Source organism: Paenibacillus sp. LC231, from assembly GCF_001860525.1.
GTDB lineage: Bacteria > Bacillota > Bacilli > Paenibacillales > Paenibacillaceae > Paenibacillus_AQ.
The window spans coordinates 19,117-37,800 of record NZ_JFOM01000011.1 but is presented as its reverse complement, the minus strand read 5'-3'; the positions used below and the strand labels follow the sequence as shown (position 1 = coordinate 37,800).

Sequence of the window (18,684 nt, the reverse complement as noted above, 5' to 3'; positions counted from 1 at the left end):
CGCAATTGCCTTCCCGCTCAGCCTGTTAGCGAGAATCATGCGATATCTTCCGGTGAGAGTTTGGCGCCCCTCAAATATCGCGAATGTAACTGATCACCTGAATGTTTGGCGCCATCCAAGCGATTTAACCACGCATGGAGTTCCTAACCGGTTGCCGCCGGTAGGTGCGTAGCCTTACGTTTAACCTGTCCAGGTCACATATCCGATCTCCCCTCCGCATGTGAATCATCAGCCGTTCGAGCGACTGGCCTCATCGGGGAGCGAAATCATAACGAAAATTCAACGTCCACGCCGGTATCTAGAACATCGCGGCAAAGGAACGATAACGCGCTGGTACTCTCGAGCCTGGCGCGGATCTCCGGAATAGCCTCCGGACCAGACGTAGTGGTCGTGTTGAGGCGCGATTCTGGCGATCCACAACGCACCGTCAACGGTATACATAGCAGTCAATGGCGCGGTATGTACGATGGTTGCGTCAACGAACTCGGATTCTTGCGGCGTGTAGACGAGCAGTAACGGAACACGTTCGAGAATCACGCCAGCACCTCCCGAATTATCATTGCGATAAACCACGCCAGGCCGCGAATTAGGTAACGCTGAGTCTTGCGGCTTGTCCGGCGAGTTGCTGCGCGCTGTGTACGTGATAACCCGTTGTTAAGCGTTGCTTGCATTATGAGTCACCTCCACGTAAAAGCCAAGATCCCGTAACTCTGCTTCCGTCACCTCGACGCAACCGGCGGTAAATCCGTTGCAGATGCTTGCGAATGTTTCCGGCAATGTCAACGCGAGAACACGGATAGGAACGTCGATTTCTTGCTTACGCTTGTTCTCCGGCTTCCATACGAGGATAAAACGGTCGATACGACGGGAATAGCGGTAGCCTACCGGATATGTAGCGAGATTAATGTTTACGATATGGGATGGCGAACCGTCTGCGGGAATAACTTCGATTGAATAAGATGTTGTCATAGTTGAATCCTCCTAATTGAATATTCTGAAACGTTTTGATAACATGGACGTATTAGTATAAGAAGTCAACATTTCAATATGTCAACATGTTGTGCTGATTCCAATGATACCCTGTTTTCGTCTGTATGTCAACATGTTGTGCGTATTTTCTTTGGAGGAATCTTTGTGGCTATTCGTTGTAGGCTTGGTGATATTATGAAAGAACGTGGATTGAGCAATAAAGAGGTTGTGAATCTAACAGGAGTAAGTCGTAATACAATCACATCGTTGGCCGGTAATGCGACTAAAAGAATTGACTATGATACCTTAGAGGGCTTGTGTCGGGGATTACAGGTTAAGCCTGGCGACCTTATCGAATACATAGAGGATGATACGAATGATAACGCGTGATCTATCGATGGACGTCCATTTCTTCGCGGCTGCCTTATCGGAATCGCTGGTATCTGTTTGGGAAGAAGATCCGGCAGGCGTTTACGTCGAAGCTGAACGCGGATTTATCGATCGGTATACGGCCGATTATGTACGTGTACGGAACGTTGATACCGGCTGCAGGACACACTATAGCAGGGATACTGCGATGTTTAAACGAATATAACGAAGAAAAGACCGCTAACCCGGATGATGGGCGATCGGTCTTTTTTATTTTACATACTTATTTCTGATTCAACGCTAACTGCGTTACAGTCTTAAGTAAAGACTGCACCTGTCCCTTTAATTGTGCATTTTCTTTGCGTAGTTTATGTACTTCATTACTACCGGTACCTACGGACAATTCCTCCGCTATGTTTTCTGCGTCTCTCCTCCAGCCACGGACAGTTGATTTATCCCTGTTGTATTTCTTCGCGATTTCTTCTACTGTCACTTCTCCTGCAGCCAAACGTTGCCCTTCTCTTCTTCTAGTCTCTGCGTCAATCCTCATTTTAGTCCTCCGCGTCATGATCGTAATTATTGACGTCTATTTTCGCGTGCGAATCGACGTCGCAACCGATATTAACACGCTCTAATCGGCCTGTCTCGCGGAAAAATAAGGTAATCACATAACACCGCAGTACCCTCTTCCACTCGCGCAACGCAAACGAAGCGTAAACGCAACTGGACGCAGACTGACGCAGATAGACGCCGGATCACGCACGAGGATGGCCGGAGTACTATTCCGCTCACGATGCGACTTATGCACCGCCCGCACTTCGCTTATATTGGGCCGCTCTCCACTCCGCTAGCGCCTCCGAATAAGCATCGTGAAATACTCCCACCGGAGAATAAACGCTAGGATTCGGCAATCCCGTCCGCAGATCAACGGCCTTCGTGAAATACCGATCGGCAGCCAGCGCAATGACATCCGCCTCTAGTTGACCGCTAAATCTACGCGTCAGCATCGCGTAAGTATCCTCGAAATAGTGGTCGTATAGGCTTGCGGTATCGTTTAGCGGCAGCTTGCGTAATGCTTTAGCCAGCGCGTGTAAAATAGCATCGTTGTCGCTCTTATCTATTTCTCTTTTAGAGTCATTAATACTTAAATCATTAATAACTTGTGTCGGTTTCTCCGTCTTCGGTTTTTCCACGTCCGGAATATCCGTATGTGGTAAGTCCGGATCTGGATCGTCGATAATCGGCCGCTCATAGATTACCGTTTCCATTCCGGTTATTCGGTTCGCTTCATCGCGCGTTTGCCGGCGCTCGACATATCCGCAGATCTCTAGTTCCTTTATCGCGGAATATACGGCGTCACGTCCGTCCTTTGACCGCTTCACCAGGTCGCCGATATAAACTCGCCAGTTTGACGGCTTAGACAGGAGATACGCAAGCAGCCCCTTCGCCTTCCACGTTAGACGCTCGTCCGATAAGAAGAACGGGTCCAGTATCGTATAGCCGCTGTCCCGTTTAGATACGCGGACAATGCCGCCAGATGGCTTCGTCATATCAACGGCCTCCCTTACGGCTTGTCAGGCGCGTTAACGGACTGCACCGCTTATGCTCTTCCGCCAGGCTGCCCTCGCTAATTTGGACGTACTTACGCGTTGTCGCGATGTCAGCATGTCCCATGAGCTTCTGCAGGTGGAATATCGACATCCCGTTCTCTGCGGCCATTGTCGCGAAGTTATGACGCAACACATGCGGCGATACCGTCCGTCCTAGCTTCGCCCTTTCCGCGTAATTATCGAATGACTTCTGTATCGTCTTCTCGCTCAACTGTTCGCCGTAGTTAGTAGTAAATACATATGTAGTGTTGAAGTTGCGTTCCGTTTCTGCAATAAGCTGCTTTAATAGGCGCGCCGTCTCTGTCGATAGAGGTAACGTCCTCGATTTACGATTCTTATTCTTCGATGCCGGCAATGTAATCGACTTTTTAACGAAGTCAATCTCCGGCTTTTCTAGCGCACATATTTCACCGAGTCTGAGGCCGGTATCCAGGATAAGCGTCATGATGACGGAATCCCTCCATTGCGCCCATTGTCGTTGGTCTGGCGCCTTCATAAAGCGACGCAGCTCATCGTCACTAAGCGGCATAACAGTATCGACATCCTGGCGCATTAGGGAGACGTTAGCAGCCGGATTCCGATCGATAACCTCCTCTTCATGCAGTACCGCAAAGAATGTCTTTAACACGCGGATACGGACGTTTACCGATGCTGGCGATAACCCGAGCTTCCCTTTCTCGTACTCCGCTTTAAACGGATGGCCGGCGTAGTATTCCTTATCCGTCGCGCACCATAAAACATACTCGCGTAATAGATCGGCAGTTACCTCACGGATTGTTATTTCGCCATACCTCTCCGTAACCCATTCGATAAAGTAATTCATATTCTGTATGTAACCGCTAATCGTTCGCTCCTTTAGATTGTTGGCGCGCTTAATCTTAACGACGAAATCGACGGCTTCCTGTAGCGTATAAGACGGCAAGGCTACGTTAACGATTGGTTGCCGCGTGCCTACCGTTCTACGACCGGTTCTTTTATCCATAACGAAAAAATACCCCCTACGCGATATCACGTAGAGAGTATTCCGGAATCAGTTAGGCGCTTCGTAATCAGCTAGCGCTCTAACGTATGTATTTCGAACAGCTTGCGCATCACATATCGTATTGTAAACCGCGTAATGACGGGTAAAAACGATTGGTGGCGGAAAGGGTGGGATTCGAACCCACGCACGCCTTGCGACGCCTAGCTGATTTCGAGTCAGCCCCCTTGGGCCTCTTGGGTACCTTTCCACAGCAGAATTGATTATATCATGGAAACATTGTCTGGTCAATAGCTTGTCGATCTCACTGTTCCTTGGATTTCATTGACCGCTTGGAACGCTTAGGAGAGGAGATATTACGGTGTATCTCCCGCCCCTTCCGTCTCCTGAGCCGAACGCAAAACCTTCTTCATATTCTTCTCAAACTTTACACGGGGGATCAACACGCTATGCTGACACTTGGTACATTTGATCCGAATATCCATCCCCATGCGAATAATCTCCATCTCATTATTTCCACAGGGATGAGGCTTCTTCATCTGAACGATATCCCCTAACTGAAATACCTTGCGCTCCATGGCTATCGCTCCCTTTTACTTCTATTACTTCTATTACTTCTATCTATTATATATCATTGGATAACCGATTAGATCAAGCCTGAACGCGTTCTTGTCCCATATCCCGTTCTTCAATAGCCTGTTTAATATCCGTAAATATCTGGCGCTCCACATACTCTCTTGCATTGGGGTTGCATTCGGCAACAATACGAACAACATATTCAGAAGTATTTAATGACTGAATTCCTAACACATCCGGTGTCCGCTGCACCTCTGGGCGACGGTCCATGATTCCCGTAAGGGCCGACTGAATCAGCGTAATCGTATCCTTCACCTGCTGGTCGTTCTTTACGGGTAAATCTACAATGGCTAATGAATTGGAAAGGGAGTAATTCGTGACGCTGGTAATCATTCCGTTCGGAATAATATAGGTCTCCCCATTCAATCCCTTAACTCGCGATGTGCGAAGTCCGATCATTTCAACCGTTCCCCGGTACTCACCACTCTTGATTACGTCGCCTACTGCAAATTGATCCTCGAATATAATGAAGAATCCGGTAATAACATCCTTCACTAAACTCTGTGCACCAAAACCTATGGCAAGACCAAGTACCCCGGCACCGGCTAACAGTGGTCCTAGCTTGAAGTTGAACTCTGAGAGAATGATCAAAATCATAACAAAGTTACACACAACAGAGGTTACATTTTTTAGCAACTCCCCTACCGTGACAAACCGTCTTGAGTTCACTTGAATTCGGCTCTTCTCCTGCCTAAGGAGAAACTGATCAATCATCTTATACACAACTCGTATTACGAGACGCGTCAGAATAAAAATGATAATGACGCGAATGCCGGATGACAGGATATTCATCCACATCTCTTCATTCGTTAACCATCTCCATATCTGATCTTTCAAACCCTTAGCCTCCTTAGTCAAACTACCCAAGTCTACTCCATCTTTTTCCCCAGATAAGTAACTAAAGCCCCTCATCCCTGATGTCCTCCCCTTACTCTTCGATGTTGATATACTTCTCGTTGTTATCCAACGCAAAGATGCCCCGGATCTCCACACGCTCCTGTCGGATGATCGCTTGAACATCATTTAACGCATCAGGGGGGAATTGAATCGATAATGCACAGCCAGCCGTAATCTCTTTTGGTGTAGGAAAAAGATCAATTTCGATATCCGCGTACTCCAGCAGCATTTCTGCACGCAGCGCCTGCTGGGTGGAATCAAATGCGATCAACATCGCGCCTTCCACTGCCCCGTCCCCCTCCATCATGGCTATCATTTCCTCTTATTTCTTCTCACCATCATTCCCAATGATTAAGAGTTTTATATAAACCTTTTCATAGATCAAGTATATTCATATACCTCATTCTGCCCAAGCACATTCCTTATCCTGAGAACATTCTTCTGTCCGAGTTGAATTTAAATCACATTTTAAGCGAATCCCAAAGTATAAAAACAGTCTTTCATCCATATACTGATACTACCAAATGCAGACGAAAGGAAGATTCTATGAACCGTCTATCTAAAATCACGTCTCGCCCGGAGGCTTCCAGCTTAAAAATACCACACACGGACCCTAATATCCATTCTGCTATTATACATCGCTTGCTCTTCCATCTCTCTGACGCCCGTATTCAGCATCGTCCGCTTGTCATTGTCTGCATCGGTACCGACCGGTCTACCGGCGATTGTCTGGGACCCCTTGTCGGCACCTCACTTGCACGCTACAACAGTCCTCTGTTTCATCTCTACGGTACACTGGACGAGCCTGTCCACGCCATGAATCTGAAGGATACGCTAACGGCGATATATGAAAAATTCGACAACCCTTTTGTGATCGGCATTGATGCGTGTCTGGGGCAGTCATCAAGTGTAGGCTCTATTCAAATATCCGATGGACCTCTAAAGCCCGGAGCTGGCGTACATAAAGAATTACCGCCGGTCGGCGATATCCACATAACGGGCATCGTCAATGTCGGCGGCTTTATGGAATACTTCGTATTGCAGAACACTCGCTTAAGCTTGGTCATGCGGTTGTCTGATATTATTGCAACCTGCCTATTTGCAGGCATTAAAGAGTGGAACCGTTCTACCCTTCTTGCAGCGCAAGAGTGACGGCCTCCTTTTCTTCCGGAGATAATGGATATTTGGACTGCCCATCCTTCAGTGGTTTAGCGTACACATAGGAGCTCTCCCGGTTATGCAGACCGGTCAGCACAATCCCTTCCTCTTGTTCACTGAGAATAGCCAGGGAGAAGCTCATTTCGTTCCCCCGCTCCCCAAACGCATTGTATCGTACGATACCAACCTTGGACTTCATTCCTTTCAAACTGCCGCTGATTGTATCCAGCATTTCTTGATGATGGGCATGGCCCTCTTCAATCTCATCCATCTGGATTTTCAGTTGGACCAACAGCGATTCGATATCTTCTACCCCACTGCCTGCCATCATCGCATCATAACGACGCTTCATTTTACGCAGTTTTGTCCCTTGAACAATTAAAGTTACCCATAAGATCAAGATGATCATGACCATTCCGACGACAAACCAATGAAGCTGCTCCATGATCAATTCATTTAATTCAGACATGCTTTCTTCCTTCCTCTTCTCCATCTTGATCTATTTGATTATCTATGAATTTCTGCAATCGCCTTTCGTATGAGCTCTACTTCGTCACGGCTAGTAGATATCCCCACACTTGCTCTGACTGCACCTGTCTGTTCCGTGCCTGATGCCATATGAGCAAGCGGTGTGCAATGATAACCAGCACGCACGGCAATCCCATATTCCCGGTCCAGTCGAAAAGCTAACTCAGACGCGCTGTATCGCTCTGACACAAAAGCTACGATACCTGTCCTCGCTTGACCAAGTGCAGGACCTAATATACGAAGGCCTTCTACCTCTTGCAGACCCTCAATCATATATTGGGTTAGCTCCCATTCGTGCTGGTAAATATGCTGCGGTGTCCATTCAAGCACCTTCTTCACACCCGCTTGCAGTCCCGCATATCCAATCGTGTTAGGCGTCCCTGCCTCATATCGATCCGGACGTACCGTCGGCTGTTCAATAGCCTCTGATTGACTCCCTGTGCCTCCGTGCAGTAATGGTTCCAGATCAATATCAGGCGAGATATACAACCCGCCTGTTCCTTGCGGCCCCAGAAGCCCTTTATGCCCCGGAAAAGCCAACATGCCTACATGCATCGCCTCCACATGAATATCCAGCATACCGGCACTCTGGGCAGCATCTACGAGCAGTACAGCCCCTTTTCTCTTCACCAGTTCACCGATTTCAACGAGAGGAATGATTGAACCAAGAAGGTTGGAGCTGTGACTACACACAACAAGCCTAGTATTAGAACGAAAAGCTCCCTCTATTAGTTGCACATCAAGCTGACCTTCCTCATCGACAGGAATATAGTCTACTTGTACCCCTCGGGTGCGTTTCAAATACTCTAACGGTCTGCGCACTGAATTATGTTCAATCATGGTAGCAATCACATGATCGCCTTCACGCAAATACCCTTTGATCGCTAAGTTCAACGCTTCTGTTGTATTCGATGTCAGCGCAATATCATTAGGATTCTTTACCCCAAACAAGTCTGCGAGCGTCCTCCGTGTTCCATAGAGCACACGGGAAGCTTTCACCGCCATCCGGTGACTCCCACGTCCCGGATTTGCAGCCGCCTCTTCCATCGCCTTTCTCATCGCCTCAAATACTTCAGGCGGCTTTGGCCACGAAGTGGCTGCATGATCCAGATAAACGATCGGGTCCATGATACTTCACCTTCATCTTTGCCGTATTGGTGTCTCTTAACAGGATATATCCAAATATCTTCAAGTTCGGAGTATCAAGGCCGTGGCTTCATGTTTAGTTAAATAAAGACATATCTCATTCCCCTTACAGGAACGTCGACATGTCTTTGGTTTTTAATCGCACTCATTTGCTGTTCAACCATTTGTAATTCAACCCGTCACGCATGATAGTTTCTTCTTCAACAGAACCACAGCTCTTTTATTGAAGAAGTTCCAACAACCGCTCCAGGTCCTGTTTACTATAGTAATTAAGCTCAATTTTCCCTTTATCCTTATTGTGCTTAATTTTGACCGTCGTTTTAAAACGTTCTCTCAGACCCTCTTCCAGATGATCGATATAAGGATCTCTATTCTTAACCTTAGGTTTTGCTTTATCCGTTGGTTTGCGATCCAGATTCTTAACCGCTTCCTCTAATTCACGGACACTCCACTCTTGCTCCACACACTGTTTTGCCAACTGTTTAACAAGAATGGGATCCTTAATTCCAACGATCGCCCGGGCATGTCCCATGGATAATGTTCCACGTGAAACATTGTCCTTCACTTCTTCAGGCAGAGACAGCAACCGCAAAAAGTTAGCAATGTGTGAACGAGACTTACCCACCTTCAATGACAGTTCTTCTTGGGTTAAGGAAAATTGTTCCATCAAACCTTGGTAAGCTACAGCAATCTCCATGGCGTTCAGGTTCTCCCGCTGCAGGTTCTCGATCAGGGCAATCTCCATGACTTGTTGATCGCTGAAAGATCGAACCACTGCCGGTATCGTTGCTTTGCCGCAATATTGAGACGCCCGGAATCTGCGCTCCCCGGCAATAATCTCATACCCTTTCAGCACACTGCGGACGATAATCGGTTGGATAACTCCATGCTGGCGGATCGATTCCGCCAACTCCTGGATAGCCTCATCGTTAAATGTCTTGCGCGGCTGATACGGATTCGCTCGCAATTGACTAAGCGGAATTTCCACTACCTTGTCATCATCATGAATAGACAAAGATGGAATAAGCGCATCCAGCCCTTTTCCCAATCGTTTACTCATACGAGATCACTTCCTTTGCCAGCTCCAAGTATACTTCCGCTCCCTTAGATCGAGGATCATAAGTAATGATCGACTGTCCATGAGATGGTGCTTCACTCAAACGAATATTTCTAGGTATAATCGTTCTGTACACTTTTTCCTGAAAATACTTTTTCACTTCTTCAATTACCTGAATGCCCAAGTTCGTGCGCGCATCCAGCATCGTCAATAATACACCTTCAATCTTAAGCGATGTATTCAGATGTTTCTGAACAAGGCGAACCGTATTCAGCAGCTGACTCAGACCCTCGAGTGCGTAGTATTCACATTGAATCGGGATGATCACGGAATCGGCTGCGGTCAATGAATTAATCGTTAAAATGCCAAGCGATGGAGGACAATCAATCAAAATATAATCATACTGGGGTTTGACTAATTGAAGTGATTTCTTCAATCGTACTTCACGGGATATCGTAGGAACAAGCTCAATCTCAGCACCAGCCAATTGAATGGTTGCCGGAATGATGTCCAGGCCTTCGATGTTAGTCCCACAGATGGCGTCCTTCGGGTGTACTTCATTGATGATAATATCGTAAATGCAATTTGCAACATCGGCTTTATTAATGCCAACCCCACTCGTCGTGTTACCTTGGGGGTCAATATCCACCAAAAGCACCCGTTTGCCAAGCGAAGCCAATCCAGCTCCCAGATTGACGGAAGTCGTTGTTTTACCGACACCGCCCTTTTGATTTGCTATGGCAATTATCTTTGACACTCATTTCACCTCAATGTAGGAAGACTCTTCTAAGTAGTCGCAATAGATGATATACAGCAACAGGCTGTATATGTATTAAGCGAACGATCCCGGTGTTTTCGGGATGCCCAGGATATAGCGGCGATGAAAATGAGTAATACATGTTTCTCATCTGCAACATCAAACCAAAACTCTTCGTTAAGCAACATAGACCGCTGCAGAGCATTATCTCTTGATCAACAGAAAAAGCGGTACGATGCATACCGCTTCACACCATATCTTAACGTTTAGGTATTTTTATAACGATTTCATAGTGATCTTCATGATCATTCTCCGTTGTTTTAATAGCCATCCCCGAACCTGAGACCATATCGATCGATTGGCGGATCGTGTTCAGAGCCAGGCGAACATCCTTGCTGTACGATATACGCTTCGCCTTCTTCATTGTTGTTACTTCTTTATAAAAGGCGATTCGTGCCTCTGTCTGCTTCACATTCAGTTCCTTGGTAATGATCTCGTCCAGCACTTTAAGCTGGGTTTCTTCATTATCCAATGAAAGCAGCGCACGCGCATGGCGTTCCGTCACCTTGCGTTCCATCAATGCCACCTTGACTGCTTCCGGCAGCTGCAGCAAACGAATCTTGTTTGCAATCGTGGACTGGCTTTTGCCTAGCCGCTGTGCCAAGCTCTCTTGCGTCAATTGATGAAGATCAATCAACTTCTGATAAGCCACTGCCTCTTCAATCGAAGTAAGGCCTTCACGCTGCAGATTCTCGATTAACGCAATGGAGGCAGCTTGTGAATCGTTGAACTCCCGAACAATGGCCGGAATCGTGTCCAGACCCAGCTTCTTAACCGCACGCCAGCGGCGTTCCCCTGCAATGATCTCATACATGCCATTTCGGACACGAACGACAATAGGTTGAATGACTCCATGGGTTTTAATTGTCTGAAGTAATTCATCAATCTTCTCGTCATCAAAAATCGTCCGTGGCTGGTATGGGCTGCTGACAACCTCGTTTACCGGGATTTGTTTCACTTCATCCCCTTGGTTCCGCTCTGCCGCTAAGCCAAACAATCTCGAAAATTGTTCTTTCATTCCGTATATTACCACCTAATTTCATGATAGCACGGATAAGCCTCCGAATATCCCGGAATCGGTTATTCGATTGGAAAACCACAACATGGAGTCATACACGGATAGTCCAACCATCCATTGGCGATAGAATCCACTGTGGTGCCAGGCATTTCCCTGCAAAAACAAATTTCATGCTGATCGGAGAAAAACGCCTATGGTGATCATTGCCGTATTTCTCTGATCAAACCGCTGCATGAAGCGGTTGCTTCTTGAGAGATATAACAGGAGGTTTTATCATGATGCTTACGATCGATCGATATCTCACAAGTGGTATATATCTTTTTCTATTTCGCTTAAGGCCATGATCCCATGGGATGGCATGGTACCTTCCAAAAAACAGCAGCCACAACGATCAAAGTTGTTGACTGCACGAAGCAAGGATGGAAAAGTGACCAAACCAGGATTTATACTCTTTCATCCAATTAAAGAACGGGCAAACCGGCCCTTCTGTCCAAATGGATACTACGATTCTATTCTACCACTTTTTGTCCTATAACTCTATTCTCCAATATCACCTTTTTTCCTTCATTTCTCGTTTGCTTTATACATGATTTGTGCACAGTTCCAAAGTTTTGGCGTCGAAATCATGTTATTGAGCCACATCATCTACCCAGCAGCCTTTCTTGTGATTCTAGATTCAGAATAATTGTAGGATTTGCCAATAGATTAAATCTGTTGAACAACCATTTACATCAAAATCTAAGAAGCGCGAATCTAAATTGGCTGGTAGATTCACTCGATTGATGAACATCATGGCTCACTGCTCCCTGCAAGTTCCCCTGTCCAGTGCATGAATGTGATGGATAGTTGCACACTAACTTTATTCATGAGGTTTTCATCCTTCATTATTCAAATTAGATAACATGGTTGATATCATAATAATTTGTCAATGAATATAATGCTTCCATAAAAGATACCTAACTTATAACTCACAACATGCTTCAAATGTTTCACGTGAAACATTCAAAGTTTATCAGATACATTCACAACGTGGATGTCCATTCTTGTTTAAAAGCTCAGCTTTAATCAACCCACTCCCTTTAGAGGTAACCCTCGGTTCCATTTGATAAGAAAACGTAAAAAGTGAGCGTGCCATCGAGTCGTATAAAGCTTCTTACGAGAATCCTTAAGGGTTTCCTTTCAGTCGGTAATCTGAGATGTATATTTTCTTGTTTCACCTCTCTATTAAAATAATGACAGTCGATAAGAGGGGGCTTAATCAACGAAAATACAACAAATCAATTTCTATATATTTCATATGTAAATAAAACTAATATTAACGACCTCCCTTCCCTCTCAAGGCAAATCTACAAAGTCAATAAAAAAGAGAAGGACTCCATAGAGTCCTTCTCTTGAATGGTTTGCATGTCTTCTAGCAAAGCTTGTCTCTGCAAGGGAGACCGGCGTGATTGACAGTATCTAGATCGATGGCAAAATGATTACACGATCGGCGTTTTACTGGCCGTACCCGCCTTACGGGGGTACTTGGAAGGCGTAGCTCCCTTTTTATCGATCACCACGATATGCCGGCCTGATTCCTCCACGGGTAAGGAGAATGAATGAACCTTGTTCAAAGCCCCTCTCAGCTCTTTCAAGCTGCGAGTTGCCTCCTTCACCTCTTCCGTAGGGTCACTACCCTTCATCGCGGCGAATCGTCCCCCTACCTTCGTGAAAGGTAGGCAGAACTCGTTCAACACAGCCATGCGAGCAACTGCTCTCGCTGTGACTAGATCGAACCCGTCACGGTACCCCTGCTTGCGAGCAACCTCTTCCGCACGTCCGTGAATCAGTTCAACCCCCGTCAGGCCAATCGTATCCACGACATGCTTCAGAAAGTTAATTCGTTTGTTAAGCGAATCCACAATCGTCAGGTTCACATGCGGGAAACATATTTTCAGAGGAATACCAGGAAAGCCAGCGCCTGATCCGATATCCGCCAGATTGCCGATTTGGGTCATATCCACATAAAAGGCGAGCGTGATCGAGTCGTAAAAATGCTTCGTATAGACTTGCTCCCGTTCCGTAATTCCAGTTAAATTCATTTTCTCGTTCCACTCCACCAGTATTTCGTAATACATTTCGAACTGCTGGAGCTGTTTCTCATCAATCGTGATCCCGTGCTCTCCGAGCCGGTCAACAAAAGCCTTCTGAATGTCGTCCATTCCTTATCCTTTCGCTGCGGTTACCCGGTTATAATGCTCCAGGTAAACGAGAAGTATCGAAATATCCGCCGGTGTTACGCCGGCAATACGCGATGCCTGACCGATGGAGATCGGACGGATCTTGTTCAGCTTCTGCCGGGCTTCCATGGCCAGTCCGTTGATCTCGTCATAAACGATATCCTCCGGAATCCGTTTTTTCTCCATCTTCTGCAGCTTTTCCACATGTCCCAGCTGTTTCTCAATATAACCCGCATATTTGATTTGAATTTCGACTTGCTCTTTCATTTCCTCATCCAGCTCGTATGGAGACGGGGAGAGCGACTCAATCATCGCAAACGTAATCTCCGGACGGCGCAGAATCGTCAGCATATTGCTTCCGTCCACAATGGGTGCTGATCCAGCTGCTTCCAACATCGCATTTACTTCAACCGGCTTCACCTTCGTTTGGCGAAGACGCTCGATCTCCTGCTCAACGAGCTGCTTCTTCAGCACGAATTTGGCATAACGCTCTTCCGAAATCAGTCCGATATTATGGCCGATTTCGGTAAGACGCAAATCGGCATTATCATGGCGAAGCAGCAAACGGTATTCTGCACGGGAGGTGAGCAAACGATAAGGCTCATTTGTCCCTTTGGTCACCAGGTCATCAATCAGCACTCCAATATAACCCTGGGAGCGATCCAATATAACAGGCTCTTTGCCCTGCACTTTACGTGCCGCATTGATACCCGCCATAATGCCTTGACCTGCTGCCTCTTCATATCCCGAGGTTCCATTGATCTGTCCAGCCGTGAACAGACCCGGCAGCTTTTTCGTTTCCAGAGACGGCCACAGCTGCGTTGGCACCATCGCATCATACTCGATAGCATACCCGTTACGCATCATTTCTACCTTCTCCATTCCGGGAATGGAACGAAGAACCGCAAGCTGAACATCCTCAGGCATGCTGGTGGATAGCCCTTGCACGTAGTATTCTTTCGTATTTTTACCTTCAGGCTCAAGAAAAATCTGATGCTTCGGCTTGTCGGCAAAACGAACGATTTTGTCTTCGATAGACGGGCAGTAACGTGGTCCAGTACCTTCAATAACACCAGAGAACATCGGTGCGCGGTGAAGGTTGTCATTGATAATCTGATGTGTATCCACCGACGTATACGTCAACCAGCAAGGAAGCTGCTCATTGTCGGAGGATTTTGTTTCATAAGAGAAGAACTTAGGCTTCTCATCCCCAGGCTGAATTTCGGTCTTGGAGAAATCAATCGTATCCTTATGCACCCGCGGTGGTGTACCTGTCTTGAATCGAACAAGGTCGAATCCAAGCTCGCGCAAGTTGTGCGCCAGTTTTACCGACGGCTGTTGATTATTCGGACCGCTCTCGTACATCAATTCACCCATAATGACTTTACCGCGCAAATACGTACCGGTTGTCAGCACAACGGCTTTCGCACGATATTCCGTACCCGTCTGCGTCACGATCCCCACGCATACGCCATCTTCTACGATCAGCTGATCCACCATACCCTGACGAAGGGTAAGCTTCTCTTCCTTCTCCATCGTCTCTTTCATGGTATGCTGATAAGAAAACTTATCCGCTTGAGCACGCAGCGCGTGGACAGCCGGACCTTTACCTGTATTCAACATTCTCATTTGAATGAAGGTTTTATCGATATTGCGTCCCATTTCTCCGCCCAGTGCGTCGATTTCGCGAACGACATGGCCTTTTGCAGGCCCTCCAATGGACGGGTTACATGGCATAAAAGCAACCATATCCAGGTTGATCGTAACCATCAACGTTTCAGCACCCATTCGTGCAGATGCGAGTGCAGCCTCACAGCCGGCATGTCCTGCACCGACTACAATCACATCATAAGTGCCACCCATATAACTCATAGCTCACCCTCCTGTTCTAATTGTGTTTATATACGTAATCAAAGGGATTCCACCTCGGATATCCCTGAAATTGTTGAGCTGTTCCTACTATATATAGTAAGGCTTGAAGCTTATTTACCCAAGCAAAACTGTGAAAAAATCTGATCAATGAGCGAATCGCCAACCGCTTCACCCAATATCTCACTTAACTGCTCCCAGGCCATTCTCACATCGATTTGGATCATATCGATCGGAATGAGCTGTTCAGCCGCATCATATGCATCCTGCAGCGACTGCTTGGATTTCTTCAGCAAAGCGATATGTCGCACATTGCTCACATACGTCAGATCTCCGCCTTCAATCTGGCCGCTGAAGAACAAGTTGGATATAGCCTCTTCCAGCCGGTCAATACCCTCTTGCGCCTTCACCGACATCGGAACAATCAACTCATCGGGATAGTATCGATGGAGAATGTCCAGATCGAGATTAGACGGTAAGTCCATTTTATTCATAATGACAATACATTGTCTACCGCGTATTTGTTCCATCAATTCCAATTCGTCCTGATGCAGCGGTTCATTGGCATTCAGCACGAGCAGAATGAGATCCGCTTCGTTAACCGCATGCTTGGATCGTTCAACGCCGATCTGCTCGACCACATCCATCGTTTCCCGGATACCCGCGGTATCAAGCAGCTTCAACGGAATGTTGTTAATGGTGACAAATTCCTCAATCACATCGCGAGTCGTACCAGGTATATCCGTGACAATCGCGCGATTATCCTGGGCCAGCGTGTTCAGAAGCGAAGATTTGCCCACATTGGGGCGACCGATAATAGCTGTCGTAATCCCTTCACGCAGGATTTTCCCTTCTTGCGCGGTCTTCAGCAGCTTATCAATTTCACCCATGACCAGCTGGCTTTTCTCTTTAATGAACTCTGAAGTAAGCGACTCCACATCATGCTCAGGGTAATCGATATTCACTTCGATATGGGCCAGCGTTTCGACCAGGGTATGCCGCAGCTCGTTGATCTTACGGGATAACGTTCCTTCGACCTGCTTGAGCGCAACGGAGAAGGCGCGATCGGATTTCGAACGAATCAGGTCCATAACGGCTTCTGCCTGGGACAGATCGATCCGGCCGTTTAAGAAAGCCCGCTTCGTAAATTCACCGGGTTCCGCCAAACGGATGTTTAATTGAAGCAACAGATCCATGACGCGTTTTACGGAGATGACCCCGCCATGCGCGCTGATCTCGACGACATCTTCGGTCGTGAATGATCGTGGAGCACGCATCACAGTTACAAGGACCTCTTCGAGGTTTTCTCCCGTTTTTGGATCCACAATATGACCGTAATGAACGGTATGGGAATCCACTTGTGTTAACTTGTTTTTACTTTTGAATATACGCTCCACTTCCGGAACGGAGTCCGGACCGCTGACGCGAATAATCGCAATGCCGCCTTCACCGACAGCTGTTGAAATAGCTGCAATCGTATCACTAAACATCGCTTCCTTCACCTCTTTCTTTGTAAAAAACATCGGAATTACAGCCATACCATGTACAATCCGGCTTCTTCATCTATCAACTTGAAAGGAAAACCTCCAACGGGGTCTTTCCCTATAGGTCTCTTTAAAAAACAATGACTCCCTCTTGAAGCTTAAGGAGTCATTGTTTATATATACTCTTCAACTCATTTAGGACGACTTGGGTGTAATGACAACCCGCCGGTTCGGTTCTTCGCCCTTGCTGTACGTCTTCACGGCTCCATGTGACTGGAGTTTAGCGTGAATCACCTTCCGCTCAGCAGCAGGCATAGGCTCAAGCACAATCTCTTTACGTGTCTTCAGTACCCGTCCCGCTAACCGATCCGCCAAATCCTCCAGCGTCTTCTTGCGACGGTCTCGGAAGTTCTCCGCATCCAGTACGATGCGAAGATAGCTGTTGGAATAACGGTTAGCTACGATATTCGCCAGATACTGAAGGGCATCCAGAGTCTGACCTCTACGCCCGATCATAAGTCCGAGTCCGGCGCCAGAAATTTGAAGCGTGGTAAAGTCTCTCCCCTTCTCAACCTCAACCGAAATATCTAGCCCCATGGCTTGTCCGGTATCAACAAGAAAGGTGATGGCTTCCTGGTAAGGATCCTTGCCTTCAAACGAAGCTGTGGCAGGGTTCTCTATATCACTGCTGACAGCAGGAACTTCCTGCGTCATGACAGAGGTATTGGAGACCTGAACCACTTTGGCCGGAACAGCTTGCGCGTTTGTAGGAAGTACTTCCTTCACAGATGAATCGCCGCCGGCACCGTCAGGCAGGAGCGTTAGTTCGACTTTCGCTTCCTTGACCCCAAACAGGCCCAGGAATCCTCTTGATGGCTGACTCAATACTTGAACCGATACACGGTCTTGACTTACACCCCATCGGGCCAGCCCTTGTGCGACAGCATCTTCAATGGTTTTTCCTGTTGCGACGATTTTACTCATCTCGACTTCTTGGCTCCCTTCGAACCTTTTTTCCCGCCTTTGCTGCCACTCTTTTTCCCGCCCTTGTTACCGCTCTTACTCTTCTGACCGTCGGTTGCGCTGGCAACACTTGCCACGACAGCAGCCTTGTCATTGTTGCGGTACAAGAAGTAGTTCTGCACGATGGTGTAGAGGTTACTGTAGAACCAGTACAACGGAAGTGCTGAAGGGAACTGGAAGGACATTACAAAGATCAGAATCGGATAAACGAACAGCATGAACTGCATCATCCCCATTTGTGGAGACGGGTTCATCTTCATCATCATTTTCGTTTGGAAATAAGTCGTTGCAGCGGCAAGCACCGGCAAAATAAACAGCTTGTCCGGTTGACCTAATTGCAGCCACAGGAATTCGTGATCACGAAGGAGATTGTTATAGTAAATCGAATGATAGAGTGCGATAAATATCGGCATTTGTACGATCAGCGGCAAACATCCCGCCATCGGATTAACCTTATTCTCCTGGAAGAGCTTCATCGTTTCCATTTGAACTTTTTCAGGTTGATCTTTATATTTCTCGCGAATTTTCTGAATTTCAGGCTGAATGGCCTGCATTGCCTTCGAGCTTCTGACCTGTTTCAGAGTCAGCGGTAAAATCAAGGTACGGACGATAAGCACCATCACGAGTACGGACAATCCGTATTCACCGTTAAACCATGTAGCAAACGTATCAAGTGCCCATGTAAAGTAATAAACAACGTTGCTCTGCCAGAAGCCTCCATTTTTCAAGTCTTCAATGGTACGCGTTTGGTCAGCTCCAGGCGCACAACCTGATATAACGGCCACTGCAAGTATTACAGCGGTGAGGAGGAACCATTTTCCTCGTCTTGTCTTCATGAACGACACTTCAAAACCCCTCTCTTCGCCATTCCATTCCACGGTAAATCATAACATATTTATATGGAC

At 47.0% G+C, this 18,684-nt stretch carries 20 protein-coding genes and 1 tRNA gene; 3 read left to right on the top strand and 18 right to left on the bottom strand.

Translation table 11 applies throughout. The features are described 5' to 3' along the window. Positions 1-654 precede the first annotated feature (654 nt). Positions 655-969, bottom strand: a complete 315-nt coding sequence (locus tag AK95_RS07320; RefSeq protein ID WP_071219324.1) for a hypothetical protein — start codon at positions 967-969, stop codon at positions 655-657. Positions 970-1,047: 78 nt separating this feature from the next. On the opposite strand from AK95_RS07320, the gene AK95_RS35125 reads away from it, so the two are divergent. Further along, positions 1,048-1,359 carry a helix-turn-helix domain-containing protein gene (locus AK95_RS35125; protein WP_201259364.1) on the top strand — a complete coding sequence of 104 codons (312 nt, stop codon included), beginning with the start codon at positions 1,048-1,050 and terminating at the stop codon, positions 1,357-1,359. Next, the gene (locus tag AK95_RS07310; protein WP_235613042.1) at positions 1,346-1,564 is read left to right on the top strand and encodes a hypothetical protein; all 219 of its coding nucleotides are present in this window, start codon (positions 1,346-1,348) and stop codon (positions 1,562-1,564) included. The genes AK95_RS35125 and AK95_RS07310 overlap by 14 nt, the downstream gene beginning before the upstream one ends. 57 nt (positions 1,565-1,621) lie before the next feature. Here the strand turns inward: AK95_RS07310 and AK95_RS07305 are convergent, their stop codons facing one another. The 7 genes from AK95_RS07305 to AK95_RS07275 all read right to left on the bottom strand — a co-directional run bounded on the left by AK95_RS07305 (position 1,622) and on the right by AK95_RS07275 (position 5,776). Beyond that, complete coding sequence (locus AK95_RS07305) at positions 1,622-1,888, bottom strand: helix-turn-helix domain-containing protein (RefSeq protein WP_071219322.1); 267 nt, start codon at positions 1,886-1,888, stop codon at positions 1,622-1,624. Between the two features lie 250 nt (positions 1,889-2,138). Continuing rightward, positions 2,139-2,888, bottom strand: a complete 750-nt coding sequence (locus tag AK95_RS07300; protein ID WP_071219321.1) for a helix-turn-helix domain-containing protein — start codon at positions 2,886-2,888, stop codon at positions 2,139-2,141. Between the two features lies 1 nt (position 2,889). Then, positions 2,890-3,930 (bottom strand): tyrosine-type recombinase/integrase, encoded by a 1,041-nt coding sequence (locus AK95_RS07295; RefSeq protein WP_071219320.1) that lies wholly within the window; start codon positions 3,928-3,930, stop codon positions 2,890-2,892. A 156-nt stretch (positions 3,931-4,086) separates the two neighbouring features. Then, positions 4,087-4,177, bottom strand: a tRNA-Ser gene (locus AK95_RS07290). A gap of 106 nt (positions 4,178-4,283) precedes the next feature. After that, positions 4,284-4,505: a DUF951 domain-containing protein gene (locus AK95_RS07285; protein WP_071219319.1), complete on the bottom strand. Its 222-nt coding sequence runs from the start codon at positions 4,503-4,505 to the stop codon at positions 4,284-4,286. 73 nt (positions 4,506-4,578) lie between these two features. Then, the gene (locus AK95_RS07280) at positions 4,579-5,475 is read right to left on the bottom strand and encodes a mechanosensitive ion channel family protein (RefSeq protein WP_071219318.1); all 897 of its coding nucleotides are present in this window, start codon (positions 5,473-5,475) and stop codon (positions 4,579-4,581) included. Positions 5,476-5,491: 16 nt separating this feature from the next. Continuing rightward, on the bottom strand, positions 5,492-5,776 hold the full coding sequence (locus tag AK95_RS07275; RefSeq protein WP_475485670.1) for a putative Se/S carrier protein: 285 nt from the start codon (positions 5,774-5,776) through the stop codon (positions 5,492-5,494). A gap of 230 nt (positions 5,777-6,006) precedes the next feature. On the opposite strand from AK95_RS07275, the gene yyaC reads away from it, so the two are divergent. Beyond that, positions 6,007-6,612: a spore protease YyaC gene (gene yyaC / locus AK95_RS07270; protein ID WP_071219317.1), complete on the top strand. Its 606-nt coding sequence runs from the start codon at positions 6,007-6,009 to the stop codon at positions 6,610-6,612. On the opposite strand, the gene AK95_RS07265 is transcribed toward yyaC, so the two are convergent. The 10 genes from AK95_RS07265 to AK95_RS07220 all read right to left on the bottom strand — a co-directional run bounded on the left by AK95_RS07265 (position 6,587) and on the right by AK95_RS07220 (position 18,624). Continuing rightward, the gene (locus AK95_RS07265) at positions 6,587-7,087 is read right to left on the bottom strand and encodes a DUF4446 family protein (RefSeq protein ID WP_071219316.1); all 501 of its coding nucleotides are present in this window, start codon (positions 7,085-7,087) and stop codon (positions 6,587-6,589) included. The two genes, yyaC and AK95_RS07265, sit on opposite strands and share 26 nt — an antisense overlap. Positions 7,088-7,125: 38 nt before the next feature. Beyond that, the gene (locus tag AK95_RS07260) at positions 7,126-8,274 is read right to left on the bottom strand and encodes an aminotransferase class V-fold PLP-dependent enzyme (protein ID WP_071219315.1); all 1,149 of its coding nucleotides are present in this window, start codon (positions 8,272-8,274) and stop codon (positions 7,126-7,128) included. 238 nt (positions 8,275-8,512) lie between these two features. Continuing rightward, on the bottom strand, positions 8,513-9,352 hold the full coding sequence (locus AK95_RS07255) for a ParB/RepB/Spo0J family partition protein (RefSeq protein WP_071219314.1): 840 nt from the start codon (positions 9,350-9,352) through the stop codon (positions 8,513-8,515). Continuing rightward, complete coding sequence (locus AK95_RS07250) at positions 9,345-10,106, bottom strand: ParA family protein (protein ID WP_071219313.1); 762 nt, start codon at positions 10,104-10,106, stop codon at positions 9,345-9,347. The genes AK95_RS07255 and AK95_RS07250 overlap by 8 nt, the downstream gene beginning before the upstream one ends. 259 nt (positions 10,107-10,365) lie before the next feature. Beyond that, the gene (gene noc, locus AK95_RS07245) at positions 10,366-11,184 is read right to left on the bottom strand and encodes a nucleoid occlusion protein (protein ID WP_071219312.1); all 819 of its coding nucleotides are present in this window, start codon (positions 11,182-11,184) and stop codon (positions 10,366-10,368) included. Positions 11,185-12,662: 1,478 nt separating this feature from the next. Beyond that, a complete protein-coding gene (gene rsmG, locus AK95_RS07240; RefSeq protein WP_071219311.1) occupies positions 12,663-13,385 on the bottom strand; it encodes a 16S rRNA (guanine(527)-N(7))-methyltransferase RsmG in 723 nt (240 codons plus the stop codon). Positions 13,386-13,388: 3 nt separating this feature from the next. After that, on the bottom strand, positions 13,389-15,275 hold the full coding sequence (gene mnmG / locus AK95_RS07235; protein WP_071219310.1) for a tRNA uridine-5-carboxymethylaminomethyl(34) synthesis enzyme MnmG: 1,887 nt from the start codon (positions 15,273-15,275) through the stop codon (positions 13,389-13,391). A 110-nt stretch (positions 15,276-15,385) separates the two neighbouring features. Continuing rightward, on the bottom strand, positions 15,386-16,762 hold the full coding sequence (mnmE, locus tag AK95_RS07230; protein ID WP_071219424.1) for a tRNA uridine-5-carboxymethylaminomethyl(34) synthesis GTPase MnmE: 1,377 nt from the start codon (positions 16,760-16,762) through the stop codon (positions 15,386-15,388). A gap of 189 nt (positions 16,763-16,951) precedes the next feature. Next, positions 16,952-17,740 (bottom strand): RNA-binding cell elongation regulator Jag/EloR, encoded by a 789-nt coding sequence (gene jag / locus AK95_RS07225; protein ID WP_071219309.1) that lies wholly within the window; start codon positions 17,738-17,740, stop codon positions 16,952-16,954. Beyond that, positions 17,737-18,624: a YidC/Oxa1 family membrane protein insertase gene (locus tag AK95_RS07220; RefSeq protein WP_071219308.1), complete on the bottom strand. Its 888-nt coding sequence runs from the start codon at positions 18,622-18,624 to the stop codon at positions 17,737-17,739. The genes jag and AK95_RS07220 overlap by 4 nt, the downstream gene beginning before the upstream one ends. Positions 18,625-18,684: the final 60 nt, after the last annotated feature.

Excerpts from the sequence above, each read along its gene's own strand:
- AK95_RS07320 (WP_071219324.1), bottom strand. The coding sequence starts at position 969 with ATGACAACATCTTATTCAATCGAAGTTATTCCCGCAGACGGTTCGCCA.
- AK95_RS35125 (WP_201259364.1), top strand. The coding sequence starts at position 1,048 with ATGTCAACATGTTGTGCTGATTCCAATGATACCCTGTTTTCGTCTGTA.
- AK95_RS07310 (WP_235613042.1), top strand. The coding sequence starts at position 1,346 with ATGATAACGCGTGATCTATCGATGGACGTCCATTTCTTCGCGGCTGCC.
- AK95_RS07305 (WP_071219322.1), bottom strand. The coding sequence starts at position 1,888 with ATGAGGATTGACGCAGAGACTAGAAGAAGAGAAGGGCAACGTTTGGCT.
- AK95_RS07300 (WP_071219321.1), bottom strand. The coding sequence starts at position 2,888 with ATGACGAAGCCATCTGGCGGCATTGTCCGCGTATCTAAACGGGACAGC.
- AK95_RS07295 (WP_071219320.1), bottom strand. The coding sequence starts at position 3,930 with ATGGATAAAAGAACCGGTCGTAGAACGGTAGGCACGCGGCAACCAATC.
- AK95_RS07285 (WP_071219319.1), bottom strand. The coding sequence starts at position 4,505 with ATGGAGCGCAAGGTATTTCAGTTAGGGGATATCGTTCAGATGAAGAAG.
- AK95_RS07280 (WP_071219318.1), bottom strand. The coding sequence starts at position 5,475 with ATGAGGGGCTTTAGTTACTTATCTGGGGAAAAAGATGGAGTAGACTTG.
- AK95_RS07275 (WP_475485670.1), bottom strand. The coding sequence starts at position 5,776 with ATGATAGCCATGATGGAGGGGGACGGGGCAGTGGAAGGCGCGATGTTG.
- yyaC (WP_071219317.1), top strand. The coding sequence starts at position 6,007 with ATGAACCGTCTATCTAAAATCACGTCTCGCCCGGAGGCTTCCAGCTTA.
- AK95_RS07265 (WP_071219316.1), bottom strand. The coding sequence starts at position 7,087 with ATGTCTGAATTAAATGAATTGATCATGGAGCAGCTTCATTGGTTTGTC.
- AK95_RS07260 (WP_071219315.1), bottom strand. The coding sequence starts at position 8,274 with ATGGACCCGATCGTTTATCTGGATCATGCAGCCACTTCGTGGCCAAAG.
- AK95_RS07255 (WP_071219314.1), bottom strand. The coding sequence starts at position 9,352 with ATGAGTAAACGATTGGGAAAAGGGCTGGATGCGCTTATTCCATCTTTG.
- noc (WP_071219312.1), bottom strand. The coding sequence starts at position 11,184 with ATGAAAGAACAATTTTCGAGATTGTTTGGCTTAGCGGCAGAGCGGAAC.
- rsmG (WP_071219311.1), bottom strand. The coding sequence starts at position 13,385 with ATGGACGACATTCAGAAGGCTTTTGTTGACCGGCTCGGAGAGCACGGG.
- mnmG (WP_071219310.1), bottom strand. The coding sequence starts at position 15,275 with ATGAGTTATATGGGTGGCACTTATGATGTGATTGTAGTCGGTGCAGGA.
- mnmE (WP_071219424.1), bottom strand. The coding sequence starts at position 16,762 with ATGTTTAGTGATACGATTGCAGCTATTTCAACAGCTGTCGGTGAAGGC.
- jag (WP_071219309.1), bottom strand. The coding sequence starts at position 17,740 with ATGAGTAAAATCGTCGCAACAGGAAAAACCATTGAAGATGCTGTCGCA.